Source organism: Pseudarthrobacter sp. Pseusp20 (assembly GCF_059492155.1).
This window is the reverse complement of sequence record NZ_CP168521.1, coordinates 4,105,727-4,126,229: the sequence shown is the minus strand read 5'-3', so window position 1 is coordinate 4,126,229 and position 20,503 is coordinate 4,105,727. Positions and strand designations below refer to the sequence as shown.

Genomic DNA, 20,503 nt, shown 5'->3' with positions numbered 1-20,503 from the left:
CGTCCAATACACATTGGGTGCCGGACTGATACCTCAGCGCCATCAATGTCAGCTGGGTCTGCCTTCGGTATGTTGGGCGTATGAACAACGACGTTTACCTGGTCAGGAGCTGAGCGGAAGTGGAGATACACCAGATCCGGGCCTTTCTCGCCGTGGCAGAGGAACTGCACTTCGGCCGGGCCGCGCGTCGGCTCCATATGGCCCAGCCGCCGCTGAGCCGGTCCATCCAGCGGCTTGAGCACGAACTGAAGGCGCCGCTGTTTATCCGCAGCACGCGCACGGTGCAGCTGACCGCCGCGGGTGAGGCCCTTCTCGGCCCGGCACGCGAGATACTCGAGGGGTGCCGGCGGGGCCGCCTCGCGGTCGCCTCGGTGGGCCGCGGCGAAACCGGGCGCGTGCGGGTCGCCTTTGCCGGGGTTTCCTCGCATGTCATGGTTGGCAAGCTCGCCAAGCGTGTCCGGGAGGTGCACCCGGGAATCGACTTTGAGCTGTCCAGCTCCAATTTCGCCCTTCCGGCCATGGACAAGGTTATGAGCGGGTCCATGGAAGTCGGCCTGGGCCGCTGGAATTTCATTCCTGCTGTCCTTGACTCGCGGATCGTGGCCAACGAGCGGCTCGTCGTTGCCCTGTATGAAAGCCACCCCCTGGGCGGACAGGCTTCGCTGCGTATGGCAGACCTCGCGGGGCAGCCTTTCGTCACGTTGCCGGAGCACCCGGGCGCCATCCTCCATGACCACCTTCGAAGGCTCTCCAGTGCCGCAGGTTACGTCGTGGAGATTGCCCAGGTGGCGCCGGATTCCCAGACTCTTATGGCGCTGGTGGCAGCCGAGATCGGTGTCGCCCTGACAGTGTCCTCCGTGCCGGAAAACTTCAGCCACCCGGGTGTCGTGTTCATTCCCCTTGATGATCCGGTTGACCCCATCCAACTGCGGCTGGTCTGGCGGAAGGACAACACCAGCCCGGCGCTGCGCGAGGTCCTTCGGCTGTCGGAAGAGGTCCTTCCATCGCCGGACTGAACCGTCCATTGATGCGCATGGGGCATAACCGGAATCACTATTAGGTATTGGATCTGACGGCAATCAGGCTGGCACAGTGGTTCGGGTCACCGGGTGCAAGTACGCCCGTGCTGACGCCAACCCTTCCCTTGACCTGCCAGGAGAATCACCGTGACCGTAACCGCACCTGCCCTGGTCTTCGACGACGTGCTAAACCTTGACACCCTCCTGACCTCCAGGGAACTGGAGCTGCGCAGCACTGTCCGTGCCTTTGTGGATGAACGGATCCGGCCCAACATCGCCGAGTGGTATGAGGACGCCCACTTCCCGCTCGAGCTTGTTCCCGAGCTTGGGGAGTTGGGGGTCCTCGGGATGCACCTCAAGGGCTACGGATGCCCGGGCCGCAGCGCCGTCGAGTATGGCCTCGCCGCCATGGAGTTGGAAGCCGGCGACTCCGGGCTTCGGACCTTCGTCAGCGTCCAGGGTTCCCTGGCCATGAGTGCCATCCACAAATGGGGGTCCGAGGAGCAGCGGAACGAGCACCTGCCGGCGATGGCGCGGGGCGAGAAGATCGGCTGCTTCGGACTCACCGAGCCCACGGCCGGCTCCGATCCTTCCAGCATGGCAACTTTCGCGGCACCCGACGGAGACGGCGGCTGGGTCATCAACGGCGCAAAGCGCTGGATCGGGCTCGCCTCAGTCGCCCAGATTGCGGTCATCTGGGCTAACACTACCGAAGGTATCCGCGGGTTCATCGTCCCGACGGACACCCCCGGCTTCACTGCGACGCCCATCAACTCGAAGCTGTCCATGCGGGCCTCCATTCAATGTGACATCAGCCTCGATGAAGTACGGCTGCCGTCCACTGCGCTCCTGCCCGGTGCCCGCGGGCTCAGCGGCCCGTTTTCCTGCCTTAATGAGGCCCGTTACGGAATCATTTGGGGGGCTATGGGTGCCGCGCGGGACTCCTACGAAACGGCCTTGGCGTATTCCAGCGACCGCCTCCAGTTTGGCAAGCCCCTCGCCGGCTACCAGCTTACGCAGGAAAAACTGGTCAATATGCTGCTGGAAATCCAAAAGGGGACCCTGCTGGCGCTTCATACCGGACGCCTGAAGGACTCCGGGACGCTGGAGCCAGTTCAGATCTCCGTGGGAAAGCTGAACAACGTCAGGGAGGCCATTGCCATCTGCCGCGAAGCCCGCACCATCCTTGGGGGAAACGGAATTACCCTGGACTACTCGCCGCTGCGGCACGCTAACAACCTTGAATCAGTGCGAACGTATGAAGGTACGGACGAGGTCCATACCCTAATCCTGGGTCAGCGGATCACGGGCATCCCGGCGTTCCGGCAGGAGTGACGGCATGCCACGCGGCTGTGCGGCCGCGTGCCATGCCGGCCGCTTAAAGCCCAAGTGCTCCTGCCCGGGAAGCCCCGTCATAGCCGCCGGCCGGTGGGTTGAGTCCGTAGATCGCGCCAATGGTCGGCGCCACGTCGGCCGTCCTGGCCGGATCCGAAGAAACCCCCGCGACTACCTTGGGGCTGCCGCCGGTAATGAAGAAGGGGATAGGTTCCGTGGCGGGATGTCCGTGATTACCGGGAATCGGATTTGAGATCACGTACGGGTCGGAGAAGCGCCAGCCCGCCCGGCAATAGGCCACCAGGTCTCCCGCCTCGGCCCCGAGCCGGAGTTCGCCGTGCTTATGTACTGACAGCACTCCCTCATGCGCGTCCACAAGCTGTTCGACGGCGGCCAATCCCGCAAGGCGGTCCGCTTCGGAACCGGTCCAGTACAGCAGGTCCGCCCCGCCATTTTGGGCGATCCTGATGTTGGCCTGGAGGTCAGGGCGTGCCTGCAGGATCAGGTCGACGGAAACCACATTGGTGGGAATGGACCAGTCCATGGAGTGGTCAGCAAGCACCATGATCACGCTCGACTCCCATTTGCCCGTGCCCTTGAGGTGATCGATGAAACGTCCCACCTGCTGGTCAGTGTTCATCAGCGCGGCCTCGCGTGCCGCCCGCAGCGTGGTGCCGGTGAGGTCGGAGTGCCCCACCCGGTCGATGTCGCCCAGGTTGGTGAACACGAAGTCGGGGTCCGGCCCGCTGACCATGGCCAGCAGGGCGTCCATCGTGGCCAGATCGGGTGCGTGGCCGGTTACCGGGAGAAGCGGCTGGGGTTCCCAGCGGTAGCTGGCTCGGGTTCCGAAAATGCCGTAAAGGTACTTCTTGCTGAGTACAGACCCCGTGGTAAGTCCGCGCTCCTGCAAACGCTCCAAAATAGTTGGAAAGTGCAGGTCGGTGGGCCGGTCGAGGTCGCGGACCACACTTTCCGTGCTGTCGAAGATGGAGTTGGCAGGGACCCCGGAGCGGTCCGGACGGACACCCGTCATCATCATCACGTGGTTTGGAATGGTCTCCATGACGGGGAGCGACCGGGCTGCCGGGAAGTTGGTGCCAGCGGCCCGGAGCGCGGCCAGCCGTGGGGTCAGCGTGGTGGAGATTTCGTCTGGGCGGCAGCCGTCCACCACCAGCACGTAGCTTCGCACACGTTCGGCGGCGGGTGCTGCCCATGCCGCCCCATGGGCGGCGGAAAGCACGACGGCGGAACCTCCTGCGGCGGCGAGTTTCAGGAACTGCCGGCGTCCTGGGTTCTGATGAGTTGATGAGCTCAAGAGAGGCCTCCTTGTGCCGGCGTTACTTTGCCGGTGTTGGCTGCGATATTAAACGAGGTGGACAGGGTGGATCCTGAGCCGGCGGAAGTTCGCTCGGCGAGGACATACCAATCCATCCGCACTCCGCCGGGCGTGACGTCCAGGACGGAATAGCCGTGCGAGTCGAAATCGAGGTACTTCACGTGCGGGTTTGCCCCCTTGATGGCGCTCTCGACGCCGACGGAGACCGTACGGGGTGGCACGTTGAGGATGTCGTCCAGGTTGTCACTCGTCACCGAAGTACAGACAAGTTCGGCCGCCACGGAATCGCCCGTGACGGGGTAGGTGGCGGGATCGGCCGGGATGTCGCATGCCCAGCCGGAGTGGATGTCGCCGGTCAGGAACACAGTGTCCTTGACCGCGTTGTCCCGCAGGTGGCTGATGACGCGGTGCTGGTCCGCCTCGTAGCCGTCCCACTGGTCGACGTTGATCTGCGCCCCGTCGATGGTGGTGCCGCCCATAAGTTTCTGCACCCCGCCCAGTTCGGCCGTGCTCAGCGATGACGGGACGCGCACTGGCGTGATCATGACCGGGTTGCCGACCAGCTTCCATTGCGGGCCAGTGGACTTCAGGTTGCCAAGGAGCCAGTCCATCTGTGCGGCGCCAGTGATGCTGCGGTCAGGGCTGTCGACTGTGGGGTCGGCTGCGTTGGCGGCCTGATGATCGCGGTAGGAGCGCAAATCCAGCATGGACAAGCTGGCCAGGGAACCGAAGTCCAACCGCCGGTAAAGTTGGCCGCCAGGTTCGTACCGCACTGGCATCCATTCGGCGTAGGCCTGATGTGCCGCGGCAAAACGCTCATCCCACGCTCCCTCGGCTCCCTCAGTGTGGTTTTCCGCGCCGCCCTTCCAGGCGTCGTTGGCCGATTCGTGGTCGTCCCAGGTCACGATGAACGGCGCGGCGGCGTGCAGCGACTGCAGGTCCGGGTCGGTCTTATATTGTGCGTGCCGGCGGCGGTAGTGGGCCAACTGCGTCATTTCGTGGGCAGGCTCGTGGGGACGGACCACCACGTCACGTGCCTGGTATTCGCCAGGCCCGTATTCGTAGAGGTAATCGCCGAGGTGAAGCACGGCGTCGAGGTCTCCGCGGGCGGCGAGGTGGCGGTAAGAGGAAAAATAGCCGGCCTGCAGGTTGGCGCATGACACCACGCCAAACTTCAGCCGGTCCACGGGGGTACCGGCGGCGGGTGCTGTTCGGGTCCTGCCTACGGGGGAAACTGATTGCCCCAAGGTAAACCTGAACCAGTAACTGGTGCCTGGGGAGAGCCGGGGCGCAACAACCTTGACCGTGTGGTCCCTGGCCGGGCTGGCGTTGGCGATGCCGCGGGCAACTATTTTTCTAAAGTCTGCATCAGCCGCGACTTCCCACCCCACCGTGACCTCCGGGCCCAGCCCGCTCCCGGGCAGGGCCTCAGGTGACGGCGTGACCCGTGTCCAGAGCAGCACGCTGTCAGGAAACGGGTCGCCCGAGGCAACACCGTAGGCGAAAATCCCCGTACCAGCTGCGGCCGCGCTGGCCGCGGCGGTCCCGGCCCAAAGCGAGCCACTGCCACCCGCTGCCGCAACCACCGCTGCGGACCTTAGCATTTGACGACGAGTGTAAGTGTTCATAATTCGAGTATTCCTACTCGCCAGTAGCGGATTGGGCTTTCCGTCCGGGAGTTCGCCTGCAGTTTCCCAAGTGTTTGCTCCCGGGCAACTGACGGATACCTCCCATGTCTGCCTCCCGATGATGGCAAGGCCAGGTGGCGCGGATGCACAGTCCTGGCCGCCCCGTTCAGCGCATGGGCCCCGAAGAACCATGGCTGGAGATGTGGGCGCCGATGTCCTGATGAACACAATCGCTTGCCTCAGCACGGTGGACAGGTTGAATCGGAACTCGAATTGTCAGACCCCAGTGACAGCATTTGGGTATGGAAACCGGAGCGGTTGTGGACGTGGGACGCAGGGCCGGGTTGCCGGCTGCTGTCACCTCCCTGGCCGGACTGGTGGACGAGTTGGCCGGAGTCCTTGCCCGTTCCTCGGAAGCGCCGGCTCGTGGAGACGGCCTGGCTGGCCATGATCCTCTGCGGGAACTTTCCGAGTCCTGCCTGGACGGCCTGGCGGTGGTGGCCCGGATCGAAGCTGCCACAGCCGCGGCGAAGGTCCAATTGCTGGCCGGTTACGCAGAGGCGTCAGATGCGTTGGAAGGGCCGGCGCAAAGTGCCTATGAATCGTCGGCGCGGGAAATGAGCATGGTGGCAGAGGTTGCCTGCGTCCTCACCATCGGTGAACGTGCCGCGTCTGCACTTTTGGGGGAAGCCCAGGCGCTGACCAGCTCTTTGCCGTCGACGCTGGATGCGCTCCAGGACGGAAGCATTTCCTGGCAGCACGCACGGATCCTTGTGGACGAAACCTCTGGCCTCAACCCCGCTGCGGCCGCTTCATTGGAAGCTCACTTCCTTGACCCGGAGGCACCGAACGCGGCCAGGGGAGCCGCTGCTGGCGAATTGGTGCCGGCCCGGTTTCGTCGGAAAGTCCGTTCCTGGCGGGAACGGCATCACCCGGAGTCCCTGGATTCGAGGCACGCGAAGTGCGCAGGGGACCGGCGGATGGAGTACTCCCTGGACCGGGACGGAATGGCATGGGTCTCGCTGTACATGCGGGCGGACACGGCATGCGCGGTCTGGAACAGGATGTCCGCCATGGCCCGCGGCCTGCAGGGCCCGGATGAACCGCGGACGCTTGCCCAGCTCAGGGCGGATGTGGCTGCGGGGTTGCTGTTGGGCAATCCAGCCCAGGCAGTTGGCGCGGCGCCCTCCCTTAAAGCCGACGTGCTGGTCACCGTGCCGGTGTTTTCACTCCTCGGAACCGCGGACGAGCCCGCAGAGCTTGACGGTTACGGACCCATCCCGGCGTCGATGGCCCGAAGGCTCGTCACGGAAGGTGCCGGCTCGTTCTACCGGGTCCTCGTGGATCCCCGGGACGGGGCACCGCTGGAAATCAGCCGGACCAGCTACCGCCTCCCGGAATCACTGAAGCGGTGGTTGCGGATGCGCGATGGAAAATGCACTTTTCCCGGCTGCAGCAACGCCAGCCTGGATAATGAATCAGACCACCTCACAGCCTGGGAACATGGCGGAACTACCGGAATCAGCAACTTGGGTCGCCTGTGCCCCAAGCACCACAGGCTCAAGCACCGAACGGGCTGGAGCCCCGGACCAGCCGCCAGGAACGAACCACCCGGCTGGATCTCGCCCACCGGGCGCCAATACAACGCCGAACAACCGGACCGGGAACCGCCACTGTGGCCGCCGGGCTTCCTGCCCGGAGAAGGAAGCCTCTTGGAAGCAGTATGCGTGGATTATCTGGCTGCGTCATAGCCGGGGTATTCATGCTCTCCGTCGGCGTGCTCCGTTGGTGTGCGCCCCGGCACAGCCAGGACCGCGTCCAACCACGGCGCCACGTGGAGCAATCATCCGTACCGGTCTTGGAAGTGAAGTAGACATCCGTGCCGGTCTTGGAAGCAGGCTGCCGGTCCTGTAGGGACCGGCCTGTTGTTCCCTTCCGTTTACCCACCATCAACCAAAGCGCTCCAAACCGTTCCAGCAGGCACAGCAAGCTGTTCGGGCACCCTTCCGCCCGTCACACCCCGGCCGGGCAGACATCCCCGACGCACCAGGAGTACTCCGTGTTCGTGAAAAGCACCCTCGCCACCGTCGCCATCCTCGCTTCCCTTGCCGGGACAGCCGTAGCCCCCGCCCAGGCGCAGACTCAAGCCCCGGCTGAGGCACCCAGGCCGGCTCCCGTCGTCGTCGGCCAGCCGCTTGCCGGGACACACGCCCACAATGATTACGAGCATGACCGGCCCCTGTTCGACGCCCTGGAGCACGGCTTCACCAGCGTCGAGGCGGTCGTGTGGCTTGTGGACGGCGAACTGCGGGTGGCCCACGACCTCGCCGACGCCAAGCAGGGCGTCACGCTCGAGAGCCTCTACCTCGACCCGCTCCAGGACCTGGTCCGCAGCCAGCCCGGCCACAGCGTCTACCCCCAGTGGGACGGCAGCCTCCAACTCCTGATCGACATCAAGAGCGAAGGCGAGGCCACCTACGCCGCCGTCGAACAGGAACTGTCCGAACACCGCGGCATCATGAGCCGCTACACCAACGGCAACGTCAAGACCGGCCCGGTGACCGCCGTCATCAGCGGCAACCGCCCACTGGCCACCATGCAGGCACAGACCCAGCGCTTCAGCTTCTACGACGGCCGCTCTACGGACCTCGCCTCAGGCCTCCCCGCCGCCCTGATGCCCCTGGTCAGCGACAACTGGACCAAGCTCTTCACCTGGCAGGGCGTGGGCCCCATGCCCGAATCCGAGCGGACCAAGCTGCGCGCCTTCGTTGCCACGGCCCACGCCAACGGCTACCGCGTCCGCTTCTGGGCCACCCCGGACCAGCCCGGCGCCGCCCGCGACGCCGTCTGGACCGAACTGGCCGACGCCGGCGTGGACCACATCAACACCGACGACCTCGCCGGCCTCCAGCAGTTCCTCACCGCCCGCGGCGCCTAGGCATTTAGCAGAAACAGGAGCAATCACATGCCCACAAAGACTTTGAAAATTACGACGGCGGCACTCACCCTGGCGCTTGGCCTCCTTGCGTCCCAGCCCGCATTCGCCGGAATACAGGCTGCGGACAGCAGCAGCGACAACAACCAGGCCTTCACCTTCGCCGCGATCGGCGACATCCCCTACGGCGCAACCGAGATCGCCAAGTTCCCGTCCCGCATCCAGGACCTCAACGCCGACAAGGACCTGAAGTTTGTAGCACACGTGGGCGACATCAAGAACGGCTCCTCCGTCTGCTCCGACGGGTACTTCTCCTACATCCGCTCCCAGTTCGACACCTTCACCCACCCGCTGGTCTACACGCCTGGCGACAACGAATGGGTGGACTGCCACCGCGCCAACAACGGCGCCTACAACCCGCTGGAACGTCTGGACAAACTGCGGGAGGTCTTCTTCAACCAGCCCGGCAAGACACTCGGCGCCACCATGCCGGTGAAGTCCCAGGCGAACCTGGGCCTGCCCGAGGACGTCCGCTTCACCAAGAACCGGGTGGCCGTCTCCGTCCTGAACGTCCAGGGCAGCAACAACTCCCTCCTGCCGTGGACGGGCCTGGGCAAGACAGAACCCACCCCGGAGCAGCTGGCGGAGGTGGAGCACCGGACGGACGCCGTCATCACCCAGATCCACCAGACCTTCGCCGACGCCAGGCGCAGCAATGAGCGCGCGGTGGTGCTCATGCAGCAGGCCGACATGTTCGACCCTTCCCTCCTGGCCGACGCCACCGCCAATCCCGAAACCGTCTCCGGCTTCCGCGGGATCGTGCAGGCGATCGTCGAGGAAACCAACCACTTCGACGCACCGGTCTACCTCATCAACGGTGACAGCCACGTCTTCGCGGAGAACCAGCCCCTCGCCGCGGGATCGCCGTGGCTGGGCATCTACGGCTCGGCCCCAGCGGACAACCTGCGGCGCATCACCGTGGACGGCGCCAACAACGCCGTGGACTATGTGCGCTTCACTGTGGCCGGCAACAGCGCCACGGGTGAGGACGTCCTGAGTTGGGAAAAGGTCGCCTTCAGCGGGTAGGCACCAACCGGAAGCGGACGACGTCGGGCGCCCACCCGCCGTCGTCCGCTTGGGAATTCCAAGGCTCTGGACACAGATAGCTGCCGGACTTATCGTGCTGGGGTGGCGGCTGCCTGACTGGCAGGAAGGCCAGTGCTGCCGGTCTGTCGCTGCGGCCGTCCGTCATAAGGAGGAAGCAGATGGAACACTTCGAAGAGGTTGAAGAGACCGTTGAAGTCGCCGTCCCGGTGGGTACCGCTTACAACCAGTGGACCCAGTTCGAATCCTTTCCGCGGTTCATGTCCGGAGTGGAATCGATAACCCAGCTGACGGACACCACCAACCACTGGGTTACCAAGGTGGGTGGCGTCAGGCGGGAGTTCGACACTGAAATTGTCGACCAGGAGCCCGATGACCGGATCGCCTGGCGCAGCGTCGACGGCAAGTCGCATGCCGGTATCGTCAGGTTCACGCCGCTGGACGCTACTCACACCAAGGTCAAAGTCCATTTCGAATGGGCCCCGGAAACCGTCACCGAAAAGGCAGGCGCGGCGCTGAAGATCGACAAGATGCAGGTCAAGGCGGACATGCGCAAGTTCAAGGACTTCGTTGAATCGCGCGGCACAGAAACCGGAGGCTGGCGTGGCGAAGTCAAGGACAGCGGCCCCACCGGCCAGTTGTAGACCTGGCAAACAGAAACGTACGACGGCGGGTGCCCGCCCGGCGTCGTACGTTTCCTTGTTTTTGTGGTTGTGGTGCGGGTCAGGGCGAGAGTTCCTCGAGGACCCGGCCCTTGGTTTCGATGGCAAAGAAGATGGTGACCAGTCCACCGATGAGCGCGACTGCGGCGAAGACCGTGAAGACGTAGCTGACCCCGTAATTGTCCACGATCCAGCCGACCAGGATGGGCCCGATCGCGGAGCCTGCCCGAAGCCAGGCACTTCCGAATCCGGTGCCGATGGCGCGGAGACGCGTCGGGTAGAGCTCGGCCGAGTAGAGGTAGAGGGAAAACGAGATGGTCTGGAGGATGGCGTAGGCGATGCTGGCGAACACCACAACCTGCGTGGCGGAGACGGCGCCGAGGGCGGTGAGCACTACCAGCGGGACCGTAGCGGCGAGGAATGCCCATGAGTACCAGCGCTTGCGGCCCACGCGGTCGATGAGGAGCGCGCACAGGATGGACGCCACGACGCCTACTGCCGATGTCACCCAGCCGTAGGCAAGGCTGGCCTGAAGCGGGAGGTTGAAGGTCTGCTTATAGAGCGTTGGGAGCCAGGTGATAAGGCCGTTGTTGACCATGTAGACGCAGATCCAAAGCATCCAGATCATGAGCGTGCGTTTGCGGTAGATGCCTGAGAAGAGTTCGCGCCAGTCGGTCCGGGCGGTCGCTTTCGGGTCCACGGGGCGCACAACGGGCTCGGAAAGGGCGTGGCCTGCTTTTCGGGCTTCATTTTCCAGCATGGTGACAACCATGTCTGCCTTGTTGACGTGTCCCCGGGAGGCGAGCCAGCGGGGGGATTCGGGCATCAGCCAGCGCATGGGAATGGTGAGCAGGGCGGGGACGATGCCGACGATAAACATCGCCTTCCAGCCCACCACCGGGACAAGGAAGTACCCGGCGATGCCGGCGAACATGAGGCCCACGGGGAAGATGACCTCGTAGAGGAGGAAGAACCTGCCGCGCTTTTTCGCTCCAACGAATTCGTTGATGTAGGCGCTGGCCACCGGGACCTCACCACCGGTTCCAATGCCCTGGATGAAGCGGAAGACGATCATCGACGCGGCGCCCCACGCGAACAGGCAGGCGACGTCCATGGAGACGAAGAGCAGGATGGTGATGAGCAGGACGGGAAGCCTGCCGATCCTTTCGGCCAGCTGGCCAAAGAAGAGTGAGCCGAAGATCTGGCCGACGTATCCGGCTGACAGGATCATCCCGATCTCCCCGGCCGTCAGGTGCCATTCCGTGGACAGCTGCGGCATGGCGAAGGCGATGGCCAGGACGGTGTAGGCGTCGAAGAACGTGGCGGACCCGATGATCACGCGGATCAGGGTCAGACGCCGGGTGAGCGGAAGCCTTTCGAGACGGGCTACGAGCTCTGCATTTATCCGGGCGGCGTTGGGGCCGCCAGCCATGGTGGTGGTGTTGTTCGGCTCGCGCATTGCGAGTCCTCCTTCTCCAGCGCGGTGCTGGGGTCCTCATTGACCAAGAGTGGAGATGGCAAAAGCCTAGGGGAGGATGGCGGGAGTTGTCCCCGCCATCCTCAGGATCCGTGGATCAGACAGTGGCGGTGACCTTGCCGATGTTTGCGGCGGCGAAGGCTTCCGCAATTTCGGTCTCGGCGCCTTCCGGCAGGGGAAGGAGCGGGGTGCGCACTGTGGCGTGCTCGAGGATGCCACGGTTCACCAGGCCCCACTTCAAGGCGACGGTGCCCTCCATGTGGGAGCCGCGGTGGTAAACGTTCTTGGTCACTGGCAGCAGCCGCTCATGAATGGCGTGGGCACGCTTGTAGTCCTGCGCCTTGCCGGCCTCGATCAGTTCGACGAGCAGTTCGGGGGCGATGTTGCCGTAGCCGACGAGCAGACCGTCGACATCGAACATTGTCGGGAGCAGGTACTCGTCATGGCAGGACAGCACCTGCAGCTCGGGGTACGCGGCGCGCAGTGCGGGAATCTCGGTGTACCACCGGCGCATGTTGCGGACACCGTTCTTCGTGGCAAAGACGCCCTCCTGGCCGGCGATCTCCAGCTGGGTGTCGAGGTCGTAGGTCGCCTTGGTGTTATCGGGGTACTGGAAGAGGATCAGCGGCAGGCCGGACTCTTCGTAGATCTCCTGGTAGCGCGACTGCGGGGCACCCTTCTGGTATCCGAAGCGCAGCCACCCGTGCGAGGGGTAGACGAGACCAGCTGACGCGCCGGCCTCGACGGCCTTCCTGGCCTCGAGGGCCGCGGTCTTGTTGCCCTCCTTCGTGATGCCCGCCACGACCGGAATGCGGCCGTCGGTGGACGCCACGAACGCGCGGATGACGTCCAGCTGCTCCTCTTCGGTAAGGAACGTGCCTTCGCCGGCGTGGCCCAAGACGACGAGACTCTTCACGCCCTCAATCGATCCGAGCCACGAACCCAGACGCTGGATCGCAGCGAAGTCGACAGCGCCATCTTCGGTGAACGGGGTGACAGGTGCGGGGCTGAGTCCGCGGAGATCGAGTGTCATTACAGCTACCTTCTTCTCTTCTTTGATAGTTGGCAGTTCCGCTAGTATGGGAACGTTTGCAGGAACGTTTTCAAGTTTGCACGTGTCGCAGCTCACTGTCAAGGGAACGTTTGCAAGTTGGAGGAATAGAGTGTCTGTTACACCCTTGCTGAAGAGGAGAACCGCGATGGAACGGGCCTTACCGGCTGAGATCGTTACCCTGAAGGACGTCGCAGCTGCCAGTGGCGTCAGCATCTCCACGGCCAGCCGGGCCCTGGATGAACGCACCCCGTCCCGTTCAGCGGCCGCAATACACGTCCGGAAAATCGCTGAGGAGCTCGGCTATCGGCGGAACTCCTTCGCCTCAAGTCTTCGCCGCGGCGAGACCCGGACGTTGGGTGTCTTGGTCCCCCGCCTGAGCGACACCGTCATGGCCCTGATGTTCGAAGAACTCGAAAAGGCCGCCTCTTCCCGCGGCTACTTCGCCATGGTCGCTACCAGTGGGGATGACCCCGAGGATGAACGACGCGCAGCCGAAACACTCCTGGACAGAAACGTCGACGGGTTGATTCTCGCCACGGCACGCCTCGATGACGAACTCCCCCGGCGGCTGCGTGAGCGCCGGGTAGCCCATGCGCTGGTGCTGCGCACCGACGGTATCAGCCCCTCCGCGCTCGGAGACGACGAGATTGGTGGCTACCTCGCCGTACGCCACCTCATCGACCTCGGTCACCGTGACATTGCTGTTGTTACCGGTCCCGCCTTCACATCAACCGGAACCGCACGCCTGGCAGGAGCCCGGAAAGCACTGAGCGAAGCAGGGATACAGCCGCGCGAAGAATGGCTGATCGCGGCCGGATACGGCATCGAGAACGGATATTCGGCAGGTGAAACCCTGCTTGGACACACTGCGGGAAACCGACCCACAGCCATATTCGCAGCCAATGACAACATTGCCATGGGGGTCATTGCCGCTGCGCACCATCACCGGATCGAGATAGGGAAAGACCTGGCCCTCGTGGGCTATAACGACATCCCCCTGGCTGCCAGGCTCTCCACGCCCCTGACGTCCGTGCGGGTACCCCTGGACCAGATCGCCGCCACCGCGATCGACCTCATTGTGAATCCCGGAAAGGAACCGCGCATACGGAAATCCCTTCCAACGCTCATTCCCCGCGAATCCAGCGGCGCCCCCAAACACTTTCCGCGGTAAGGGGGCGTCTACCCTTACGCCTGGAGCCTCAGCTCCATGAACACGCTGTTGGGGTCCAGGACGTAGTCGGCGAAGGGCGGGCACTCGGTGAAACCGTGCCGGGCGTAGAGACGCCGTGCGGGCGCGAAGTAATCCTCTGTTCCAGTCTCCAGGAAGACGTGCCCAAGGTTCCGGGCACGGGCGTCCTCAAGGATATGCCGAATCATGAGGGTGGCCACACCCCGTCCCCGCGCCGTTGCCGTGGTGCGCATCGACTTGATCTCGCCGTGCCTAGCGGTGCCGGCCGGGGGAAGGCAAAAGTTTGAGGGCGCCGCACCCCAGCAGTGCGCCGTCCTCGCGTGCGGTCCAGAACGAGATGGACGGCGCGGACAGCGCGGAATGGTCCAGGGCGTGGACGCTTTCGGCGGGCGAGGTGGCGAACATGTCCGCCAGGTGCTCGCTCAGGAGCAGACGGACGTCATCACGCGCGGGGCTGTCCCGCTCAATCAAAATCATCGCTACAAATTTACCCGTTGCGCCCGGCCCCGCAGGTGTGCCAAGATTCCCATGATCGTGACCAGGCCGCAGGAGGTGAGACCCATGAATGCTGTATCCGCAATGGGTGCTCCCCGCAGTCCACGATCGAGCGGCTGAACTAGTCGCCACCGGGAGCGCCGAATCAGGCAATTCGCGAAGGGCGACTCCCATGAACTCAACACCTTCTTTAACCCCGCACGGCACCTCCGCGGTGTCTTCCGGGCGGGCACTGGTCCTTGGCGGCGGCGGCTCAACAGGAAATGCATGGCTGATCGGCGTCCTCGCCGGGCTGGCCGATGCCGGTTTGGACGTGGCCGGCGCCGAGCTGGTCATCGGCACCTCCGCCGGGTCAACAGCTGCAGCCCAGATCGCCGGCGCCCCTCCCGCCGAACTCTATGCGGCCGTCCTTGACGCTGCGCCGCAGCAACGAACGGCTCCGGCCGGAGCAGCTGCTGGGGTGAGTCCCGCCAGGCCGGTGTCCGACCACCTCGAGCGGACTGACCGGATCATCGCCTCAGCTGCAGATCCAGCCGACATGCGCCGCAGGATGGGCGCGCTGGCGCTGGACCTCGCTTCCGCGCATGACGCCACCGGGCGGTGGCGCGAAACCGTCGCCAGCCGGCTGCCAATCCGGGAGTGGCCGCAGCACAGGCTGCTCATTACGGCGGTCGATGCCCGCACCGGCGAACCGGCCGTCTTCGACCGCAACAGCGGCGTGGACCTGGTGGACGCCGTCGCCGCCAGCTGTGCCAGCGGGTTCGCCTACGGGATCGGGGACAGGCGCTATATCGACGGCGGCTACCGGCGCAACGAGAACGCCGACCTTGCCGCGGGGCACGGGCGCGTCCTGGTGCTTTCGCCCTTTGGCGGCAGGACCCGGATGCCGCTCGAATGGGGCATGCAGCTCACCGCGCAGATGGCGGAGCTGACTGCAGGTGGGAGCAGGGTGGAAACGGTCTTCCCGGACAGCGGTTCCGAGCACATGTTTGGTGCCAACGCCATGGATCTGTCACTTCGTCCGGCCGCGGCCCGGGCTGGGTTCAGCCACGGTGAAAAGCTGGCCCCGCAGCTCACTGAATTCTGGCGTTGAGTGGGTGGTTTTCCTGCGGCAATTTCGGAAATTTCGGCGCCATGCCCAAATCAGCAGAATCATCAATTTAATGTTTTTGTACTCCGCTCCGAAAATGACCAGACCCCGCCGCAGGGCAGGCGGGGGCGGCTGCGTGGGGCGATTTTGGGAGGGCTGGATAAAAAAATAAAACGGCGTAGGGTGGCGGGTATCGCAAGCAAGGAAAGGCGTGATTCCGATGTCCGGAAAATCTCCCAGGGGCTCCGCTGCCAAAAAGGTCGGCAAGTCGATTCTTGAAAAACGGGCCGACAAAAAAGCGAAACATGAAAGCGGCATACTCAACATCGTGAAGCCGCGCAAGAACCAGCGCTGACAGGCGCGCGGGCGGCCGGAACTCCTAGCCCGGCCGCCCGCTGCTGACGGCCGGGATCAAAGCAGGAAGGACGACGGCGGGTGCCCACCCGCCGTCGTCCTTCCTGCCTGACTGCCAGTCCTCCGATGGTGACGCCGCGCCAGAAGGTGTTTTTGCCGCTCTCCCGCAGGTAGCCGGCGTTGACAGTGTCGCGCGGGAAGTAGTGGTGCCGGCGGCGGGCTTGTTTCCGGTGACGGCGCTATCGCGGGCTTTTGTCGATGACGCAGAACCGGTTCCCGTCCGGATCCTCCAGGACCACGAAGTCCGGGTCATCCGGGTACAGGTCCCAGTCCACCCGCTGGGCGCCCAGCGAGACCAACCGGTCAACCTCCGCAGCCTGGTCATCCGCGTAGAGGTCCAGGTGGATCCGCGGGTGGTCCTGGACGGGCGTTTCGCTGAGCTGGAGGGACAGTTCCGCGCCAGGGCCCGACGCCGGCACGAGGGTCACCCACGTGTCGTCGCCAGGTTCCCGCGGGACGTAGCCGATGGCGGCGTTCCAGAAGTTGGCGGCGGCGGCAACGTCGTTGACGCCGAGGACGATGGTTCCGATGGTCAACATCCGCCCAGCCTAAACCCGGTCCTTGGGGCCCGGCCAGGTTCCTGCGCATGGGGGAGCGCCGGTGTCTGCGAAAGCTGCGCGCCCACGGCAATAGGCACGAAAGAGTAAATTCTGAAGATATGACAGAGATCCGCTGGCTGGAAGCATTTGTTGCGGTCGCCGAAGAACTGCATTTCGGCCGTGCCGCACAGCGCCTGCACACTTCGCAGTCGCCGCTGAGCCAGACCATCCGGAAGCTGGAGGCGGACCTGGGGACGCGTCTCTTTGAACGCAACACCAGAAGCGTAGCCCTCACACCGGCAGGGTATGCCCTGCTGCCGCGGGCGTACCGTGTGCTCCATGAAATGCGCCTTGCCCGGGAGGCGGCCCAGACCGAGGAGGCGGGCATCCGTGGCAACATCAGGATTGGATTCTCAGGTGCTGTAAACCATCTCACTCTTCCGCCGCTCACCCGCGCCGTCCGGCGTCGCTATCCCGACATCAAGATGGACCTCACCAGCCGGGTCCGAACGGCTGATGGACTGGCCAGCGTCGCGAAGGGCGCTCTCGATCTTGCTTTCGTTGGCCTTCCCGAATCCCCGCCAGCGTCGGTGATGACCAGGCTGGTTGCCAGTGAGGAAGTCGGCGCGGTACTTCCTTTGGACCATCCGCTGGCCCAGGAACAGTCCATCCCATTGAAGTCACTGGCAACCGACGACTTCATTTCCCCGCCGCTGGATGGCTCATCGTCAATGACCGACGTGATGCTCGCGGCCTGCCAGGCGGCGGGATTCCGTCCCCGCATCGTCCAGGAGTTGTCAGACCCCTACATGGTGTTGACCTTCGTCGCCGCCGGTGTGGGGGTCACCCTGATGAGCAGCGGGATAGCGGGCATCATTCCCTCCGGAGCCACATACGTGGCCCTGGATGACCCGCCGCATTTCATGAACCATGCCATCGCGTGGTCGGCGGAGAACGATTCAGCCGTCCTGGCCGCTGTGCTCGGAGTTGTCGAAGAGATCTTTCCGGAGATCCCCGCTGACGGCACCTAACTCCACTTAGTGGAATAGCAGCATAGTGATAGATCATTTTAGTCGTGGACTAGCTAAGTGATGACAGCCACACTGGATGGAGCAGCCGCATCAAGCGGCGAACCACAAGAAAGGGAACTCCATGTCAGTGTCGACATCGGCTCCAGCACGCCCCAAAAACAACGCGAAAATCGCGGCCGTATCCGGCTTCGTGGGCAGCGCACTTGAGTACTACGACTTTTTCATCTTCGGCTCCGCGGCAGCGCTGATCTTCGGCAAGCTGTTCTTCGCGCCCGGCCCCTCCGCCATGCTGCTGTCCTTTGCAACGGTGGGCGTCGCCTACATCGCCCGCCCGCTCGGAGCAGTGGTCTGCGGGCACCTCGGCGACAAGTTCGGCCGCAAGCGGGTCCTGCTCCTGACCCTGCTGCTAATGGGTACCTCGACCTTCCTCATCGGCTGCCTGCCTACCTATAGCCAAATCGGGATGGCAGCGCCCATCCTCATCGTGGTTCTTCGCCTTGTGCAGGGACTTTCGGCGGGCGGCGAATCACCCGGATCAAGCTCACTGACCCTTGAGCACGCCCCTGACGGGAAGCGCGCCTTCTACACCAGCTGGACGATGAGCGGCATCATGTTCGGCATCGTGCTTTCCACCCTCGTCTTTATTCCGGTGGCATCCATGCCCGAAGACCAGCTGTTCTCCTGGGGCTGGCGCATCCCCTTCCTCGCCAGCGCAGTAGTCACAGTCATCGCCTTTATCCTCCGCCGCCTCCTCGAAGAGCCTGCCGTCTTCGAGGAAGTCAAAGAGCACGACGCAGTGGTCAAGGTACCGCTTGTTACGCTGTTCCGGCATCACTGGGCAACCGTCATCCGCGTCACGGCAATGTCGCTGTTCACCATCATCAACACCATCATCAACGTCTTCGCCCTCTCCTACGCCACCTCGGTGGTCGGCGTGGAAAAGGGACTCATGCTGACGGTGATCGCCGTCGCGAACCTTGCCGCCGTCGCCATGGGTCCGCTGGCAGGCATGCTGTCGGACCGGATCGGCCGCAAACCCGTCTTCGTCTCCGGGCTGCTGCTGCAGATCGGCATGATCTACGTGTTCTTCATGGCCCTCTCCGCCGCGAACGTCCCGCTGATCTTCCTCACCGGCATCCTGCTGATCGGTGTCGCCTACACGTCCACCAACTCCATCTACCCCGCCTACTTCCCGGAGCAGTTCCCGGTCAGGGTCCGGTACTCGGGCATGGCCATCAGCCTCATGTTCGGACTGCTCCTGGCCGGATTCGCCCCGGTCATTTCCGAGCTGCTGATCGGTGGGGACAAAGCCAACTGGGTGCCGGTCGCAACCTTCGCCGCGGTGGCCTGTGCCATCTCCGCGGTCGCTGCGCTGATGGCACCCGAGACCTTCAAGACTCCAACTGCCCAGCTGGGACTCAAGAAGTCTGACCTGGCGCGCCACCCGGCGTCGTCCGCCATTCCTGCGGCAGCCACCGCCAAGGTGCAGGCATGAGCCAGCTCGCGCTGCCTGGCCTGTGGTCATTCCAACCACGTGAAGCCGATACCGGCCACCGGTTTGTCGTCGGACTGCTCGGATCGGGGATCGGCGGCTCACTGACCCCGGCCCTACATGAAGCGGAAGCCGATAGCCTGGGCCTTTCCTACACGTACCGAGTCATCGATCTGGACGTCATCGGAGAACCCGCAGAGCGGTCCGCGGCACTGGTGCGGCGCGCAGCAGACCTCGGATTCGACGGCCTGAACATCACCCATCCGAGCAAACAACTGGTGCAGGACGGCCTCGACGAACTCTCACCCGAAGCCCGGATCCTCGGTGCCGTCAACACCGTCACTTTCCACAACGGAAGGGCGGTGGGCCACAACACGGACCACGTTGGCTTCATCGGCGGTCTCCGGGCCGGCCTTCCGACCGCAACGACCGGCTCGGTGGTTCAGATCGGTGCCGGGGGAGCCGGTGCGGCAGTGGCCTTCGGGCTGCTCAGCGCCGGAACCAGGAACCTGGTCATTGCTGATATTGAACCGGCAAGGGCCGAAGATCTCGCCGCCAGGCTCGCCCGGCACTTCCCGGGCAGCCAGCTGTCAGTGAGCGGGACGGATGCCATCGCCGGAAGCCTCCGGGAGGCCGACGGGCTGGTGAACTCCACGCCCATCGGCATGACAGGCCACCCCGGTACACCGGTGGATCCGGACCTCATCCACCCCGGCCTGTGGGTGGCGGACGTGGTCTACCGGCCGCTCGAAACCCAATTGATCAGGGCAGCGCGTGGCAAGGGCTGCGCTGTACTTGACGGCGGCCGCATGGTGGTTGGCCAGGCAGCCGCCGCCTTCGAACTCTTCACCGGGATTCCCGCAGACGCTGACCGCATGCTTGCCAACTTCCGACGGGCGGTTAGCCGATGACACGCCAGGCACCGGCCACCATCACCGGGTCCCGCTGCCTGGTGGTCGGGGCAGCCAGCGGCATCGGGCGTGCGACGGCGTCATGCCTTCGGGCGTCCGGGGCGGCGGTGGTCGGCGCCGACCTGCCCTCGGCAACCTGGCCCGGAGAAGCCGGGACCTCGTCACTGGCCATGGACGTCACCAACCCGAAGTCCGTTGCTGCGGCCGTGTCCGCCGCAACGGAGGACATGGGAGGGCTCGACGCGGTGGTGAACTGCGCCGGCATCCTGGGTCCCGTGTCCCCTGCGGCGGACATGTCCGTGGAAGACTTCGAACGCATCATCAGGATCAACCTGACCGGGGCGTTCATCGTCTCCCGGGCCGTCCTGCCGCGAATGGCAGAAGCAGGCTACGGCCGGCTGCTCCACATTTCCTCGACAGCCGGCAAGGAAGGCGTGGCCAACATGGCCGCCTACTCTGCCAGCAAAGCCGGGATCCTGGGCCTGGTCAAGTCCCTCGCCAAGGAGTTTGCGCTGTCAGGGGTCACCGTCAACGCCCTCGCCCCGGGCAATGTTGTAACCCCGCTCTTCGCCGAAGTTCCGCAGGAACAACAGGCAGCCCAGGCCGCCAAAATCCCGATGGGCAGGTTCGGCACGCCCGCCGAGGCGGCCTCGCTCATCCAATTCATCATTTCGCCGGCGGCCTCCTACACCACTGGCTTCGTTTTCGACCTGTCCGGCGGCCGCGCCGCCTACTAGGCCGGAACCAGCCGGCCGCCCGGACCCACACACTTTCCCACCGCACCAGAAAGAC

The 20,503-nt window shown here is 64.4% G+C and carries 18 protein-coding genes and 1 pseudogene; 13 read left to right on the top strand and 6 right to left on the bottom strand.

Features of this window, described 5'->3' with window-relative positions; translation table 11 throughout:
• The first annotated feature begins 119 nt into the window (after positions 1–119).
• Together ACEN9K_RS19165 and ACEN9K_RS19160 are read left to right on the top strand one after the other, a co-directional pair.
• Complete coding sequence (locus ACEN9K_RS19165) at positions 120–1,016, top strand: LysR substrate-binding domain-containing protein (RefSeq protein ID WP_495634867.1); 897 nt, start codon at positions 120–122, stop codon at positions 1,014–1,016.
• Positions 1,017–1,166: 150 nt separating this feature from the next.
• Positions 1,167–2,354 (top strand): acyl-CoA dehydrogenase family protein, encoded by a 1,188-nt coding sequence (locus ACEN9K_RS19160; protein WP_018770668.1) that lies wholly within the window; start codon positions 1,167–1,169, stop codon positions 2,352–2,354.
• A gap of 43 nt (positions 2,355–2,397) precedes the next feature.
• On the opposite strand, the gene ACEN9K_RS19155 is transcribed toward ACEN9K_RS19160, so the two are convergent.
• Together ACEN9K_RS19155 and ACEN9K_RS19150 are read right to left on the bottom strand one after the other, a co-directional pair.
• Positions 2,398–3,669: an alkaline phosphatase family protein gene (locus ACEN9K_RS19155; protein ID WP_495634866.1), complete on the bottom strand. Its 1,272-nt coding sequence runs from the start codon at positions 3,667–3,669 to the stop codon at positions 2,398–2,400.
• Entirely contained in the window at positions 3,666–5,318 is a 1,653-nt protein-coding gene (locus ACEN9K_RS19150) for an alkaline phosphatase D family protein (protein WP_026265984.1), read from the bottom strand. Before ACEN9K_RS19150 ends, ACEN9K_RS19155 begins: the two co-directional genes overlap by 4 nt.
• A gap of 302 nt (positions 5,319–5,620) precedes the next feature.
• Here ACEN9K_RS19150 and ACEN9K_RS19145 point away from each other — a divergent pair, with 302 nt between their 5' ends.
• The 4 genes from ACEN9K_RS19145 (at position 5,621) to ACEN9K_RS19130 (ending at position 10,001) form a co-directional block, all read left to right on the top strand.
• Positions 5,621–7,069 carry an HNH endonuclease signature motif containing protein gene (locus ACEN9K_RS19145; protein ID WP_495634865.1) on the top strand — a complete coding sequence of 483 codons (1,449 nt, stop codon included), beginning with the start codon at positions 5,621–5,623 and terminating at the stop codon, positions 7,067–7,069.
• Positions 7,070–7,377: 308 nt separating this feature from the next.
• Complete coding sequence (locus tag ACEN9K_RS19140; protein ID WP_495634864.1) at positions 7,378–8,256, top strand: phosphatidylinositol-specific phospholipase C/glycerophosphodiester phosphodiesterase family protein; 879 nt, start codon at positions 7,378–7,380, stop codon at positions 8,254–8,256.
• A 27-nt stretch (positions 8,257–8,283) separates the two neighbouring features.
• Positions 8,284–9,339, top strand: a complete 1,056-nt coding sequence (locus ACEN9K_RS19135) for a hypothetical protein (RefSeq protein ID WP_495634863.1) — start codon at positions 8,284–8,286, stop codon at positions 9,337–9,339.
• A gap of 179 nt (positions 9,340–9,518) precedes the next feature.
• Positions 9,519–10,001, top strand: a complete 483-nt coding sequence (locus tag ACEN9K_RS19130) for an SRPBCC family protein (protein ID WP_018770662.1) — start codon at positions 9,519–9,521, stop codon at positions 9,999–10,001.
• Positions 10,002–10,080: 79 nt separating this feature from the next.
• Here the strand turns inward: ACEN9K_RS19130 and ACEN9K_RS19125 are convergent, their stop codons facing one another.
• Positions 10,081–11,478, bottom strand: a complete 1,398-nt coding sequence (locus tag ACEN9K_RS19125; protein ID WP_018770661.1) for an MFS transporter — start codon at positions 11,476–11,478, stop codon at positions 10,081–10,083.
• Positions 11,479–11,593: 115 nt separating this feature from the next.
• Positions 11,594–12,529 (bottom strand): dihydrodipicolinate synthase family protein, encoded by a 936-nt coding sequence (locus ACEN9K_RS19120; RefSeq protein ID WP_026265982.1) that lies wholly within the window; start codon positions 12,527–12,529, stop codon positions 11,594–11,596.
• 166 nt (positions 12,530–12,695) lie between these two features.
• Here ACEN9K_RS19120 and ACEN9K_RS19115 point away from each other — a divergent pair, with 166 nt between their 5' ends.
• Positions 12,696–13,721: a LacI family DNA-binding transcriptional regulator gene (locus ACEN9K_RS19115; RefSeq protein ID WP_495634862.1), complete on the top strand. Its 1,026-nt coding sequence runs from the start codon at positions 12,696–12,698 to the stop codon at positions 13,719–13,721.
• A 14-nt stretch (positions 13,722–13,735) separates the two neighbouring features.
• Here the strand turns inward: ACEN9K_RS19115 and ACEN9K_RS19110 are convergent.
• A pseudogene (locus ACEN9K_RS19110) lies at positions 13,736–14,216 on the bottom strand (GNAT family N-acetyltransferase).
• Positions 14,217–14,406: 190 nt separating this feature from the next.
• On the opposite strand from ACEN9K_RS19110, the gene ACEN9K_RS19105 reads away from it, so the two are divergent.
• A complete protein-coding gene (locus ACEN9K_RS19105) occupies positions 14,407–15,327 on the top strand; it encodes a patatin-like phospholipase family protein (RefSeq protein WP_223992738.1) in 921 nt (306 codons plus the stop codon).
• Positions 15,328–15,535: 208 nt separating this feature from the next.
• The gene (locus tag ACEN9K_RS19100; protein WP_155845608.1) at positions 15,536–15,679 is read left to right on the top strand and encodes a hypothetical protein; all 144 of its coding nucleotides are present in this window, start codon (positions 15,536–15,538) and stop codon (positions 15,677–15,679) included.
• A gap of 238 nt (positions 15,680–15,917) precedes the next feature.
• Here the strand turns inward: ACEN9K_RS19100 and ACEN9K_RS19095 are convergent, their stop codons facing one another.
• Entirely contained in the window at positions 15,918–16,277 is a 360-nt protein-coding gene (locus tag ACEN9K_RS19095; protein WP_018770654.1) for a VOC family protein, read from the bottom strand.
• A 119-nt stretch (positions 16,278–16,396) separates the two neighbouring features.
• Here ACEN9K_RS19095 and ACEN9K_RS19090 point away from each other — a divergent pair, with 119 nt between their 5' ends.
• From ACEN9K_RS19090 to ACEN9K_RS19075, 4 genes are all read left to right on the top strand, one after another.
• A complete protein-coding gene (locus tag ACEN9K_RS19090) occupies positions 16,397–17,308 on the top strand; it encodes a LysR family transcriptional regulator (protein WP_495634861.1) in 912 nt (303 codons plus the stop codon).
• A gap of 121 nt (positions 17,309–17,429) precedes the next feature.
• Positions 17,430–18,803, top strand: a complete 1,374-nt coding sequence (locus ACEN9K_RS19085; protein WP_018770652.1) for an MFS transporter — start codon at positions 17,430–17,432, stop codon at positions 18,801–18,803.
• Positions 18,800–19,711, top strand: coding sequence for a shikimate dehydrogenase (locus ACEN9K_RS19080; protein WP_018770651.1), 912 nt, complete (start codon positions 18,800–18,802; stop codon positions 19,709–19,711). The genes ACEN9K_RS19085 and ACEN9K_RS19080 overlap by 4 nt, the downstream gene beginning before the upstream one ends.
• A complete protein-coding gene (locus tag ACEN9K_RS19075) occupies positions 19,708–20,448 on the top strand; it encodes an SDR family NAD(P)-dependent oxidoreductase (protein WP_223992734.1) in 741 nt (246 codons plus the stop codon). The genes ACEN9K_RS19080 and ACEN9K_RS19075 overlap by 4 nt, the downstream gene beginning before the upstream one ends.
• Positions 20,449–20,503 lie beyond the last annotated feature (55 nt).

Excerpts from the sequence above, each read along its gene's own strand:
- ACEN9K_RS19150 (WP_026265984.1), bottom strand. The coding sequence starts at position 5,318 with ATGAACACTTACACTCGTCGTCAAATGCTAAGGTCCGCAGCGGTGGTT.
- ACEN9K_RS19145 (WP_495634865.1), top strand. The coding sequence starts at position 5,621 with ATGGAAACCGGAGCGGTTGTGGACGTGGGACGCAGGGCCGGGTTGCCG.
- ACEN9K_RS19135 (WP_495634863.1), top strand. The coding sequence starts at position 8,284 with ATGCCCACAAAGACTTTGAAAATTACGACGGCGGCACTCACCCTGGCG.
- ACEN9K_RS19130 (WP_018770662.1), top strand. The coding sequence starts at position 9,519 with ATGGAACACTTCGAAGAGGTTGAAGAGACCGTTGAAGTCGCCGTCCCG.
- ACEN9K_RS19125 (WP_018770661.1), bottom strand. The coding sequence starts at position 11,478 with ATGCGCGAGCCGAACAACACCACCACCATGGCTGGCGGCCCCAACGCC.
- ACEN9K_RS19120 (WP_026265982.1), bottom strand. The coding sequence starts at position 12,529 with ATGACACTCGATCTCCGCGGACTCAGCCCCGCACCTGTCACCCCGTTC.
- ACEN9K_RS19115 (WP_495634862.1), top strand. The coding sequence starts at position 12,696 with ATGGAACGGGCCTTACCGGCTGAGATCGTTACCCTGAAGGACGTCGCA.
- ACEN9K_RS19105 (WP_223992738.1), top strand. The coding sequence starts at position 14,407 with ATGAACTCAACACCTTCTTTAACCCCGCACGGCACCTCCGCGGTGTCT.
- ACEN9K_RS19095 (WP_018770654.1), bottom strand. The coding sequence starts at position 16,277 with ATGTTGACCATCGGAACCATCGTCCTCGGCGTCAACGACGTTGCCGCC.
- ACEN9K_RS19090 (WP_495634861.1), top strand. The coding sequence starts at position 16,397 with ATGACAGAGATCCGCTGGCTGGAAGCATTTGTTGCGGTCGCCGAAGAA.
- ACEN9K_RS19085 (WP_018770652.1), top strand. The coding sequence starts at position 17,430 with ATGTCAGTGTCGACATCGGCTCCAGCACGCCCCAAAAACAACGCGAAA.
- ACEN9K_RS19080 (WP_018770651.1), top strand. The coding sequence starts at position 18,800 with ATGAGCCAGCTCGCGCTGCCTGGCCTGTGGTCATTCCAACCACGTGAA.
- ACEN9K_RS19075 (WP_223992734.1), top strand. The coding sequence starts at position 19,708 with ATGACACGCCAGGCACCGGCCACCATCACCGGGTCCCGCTGCCTGGTG.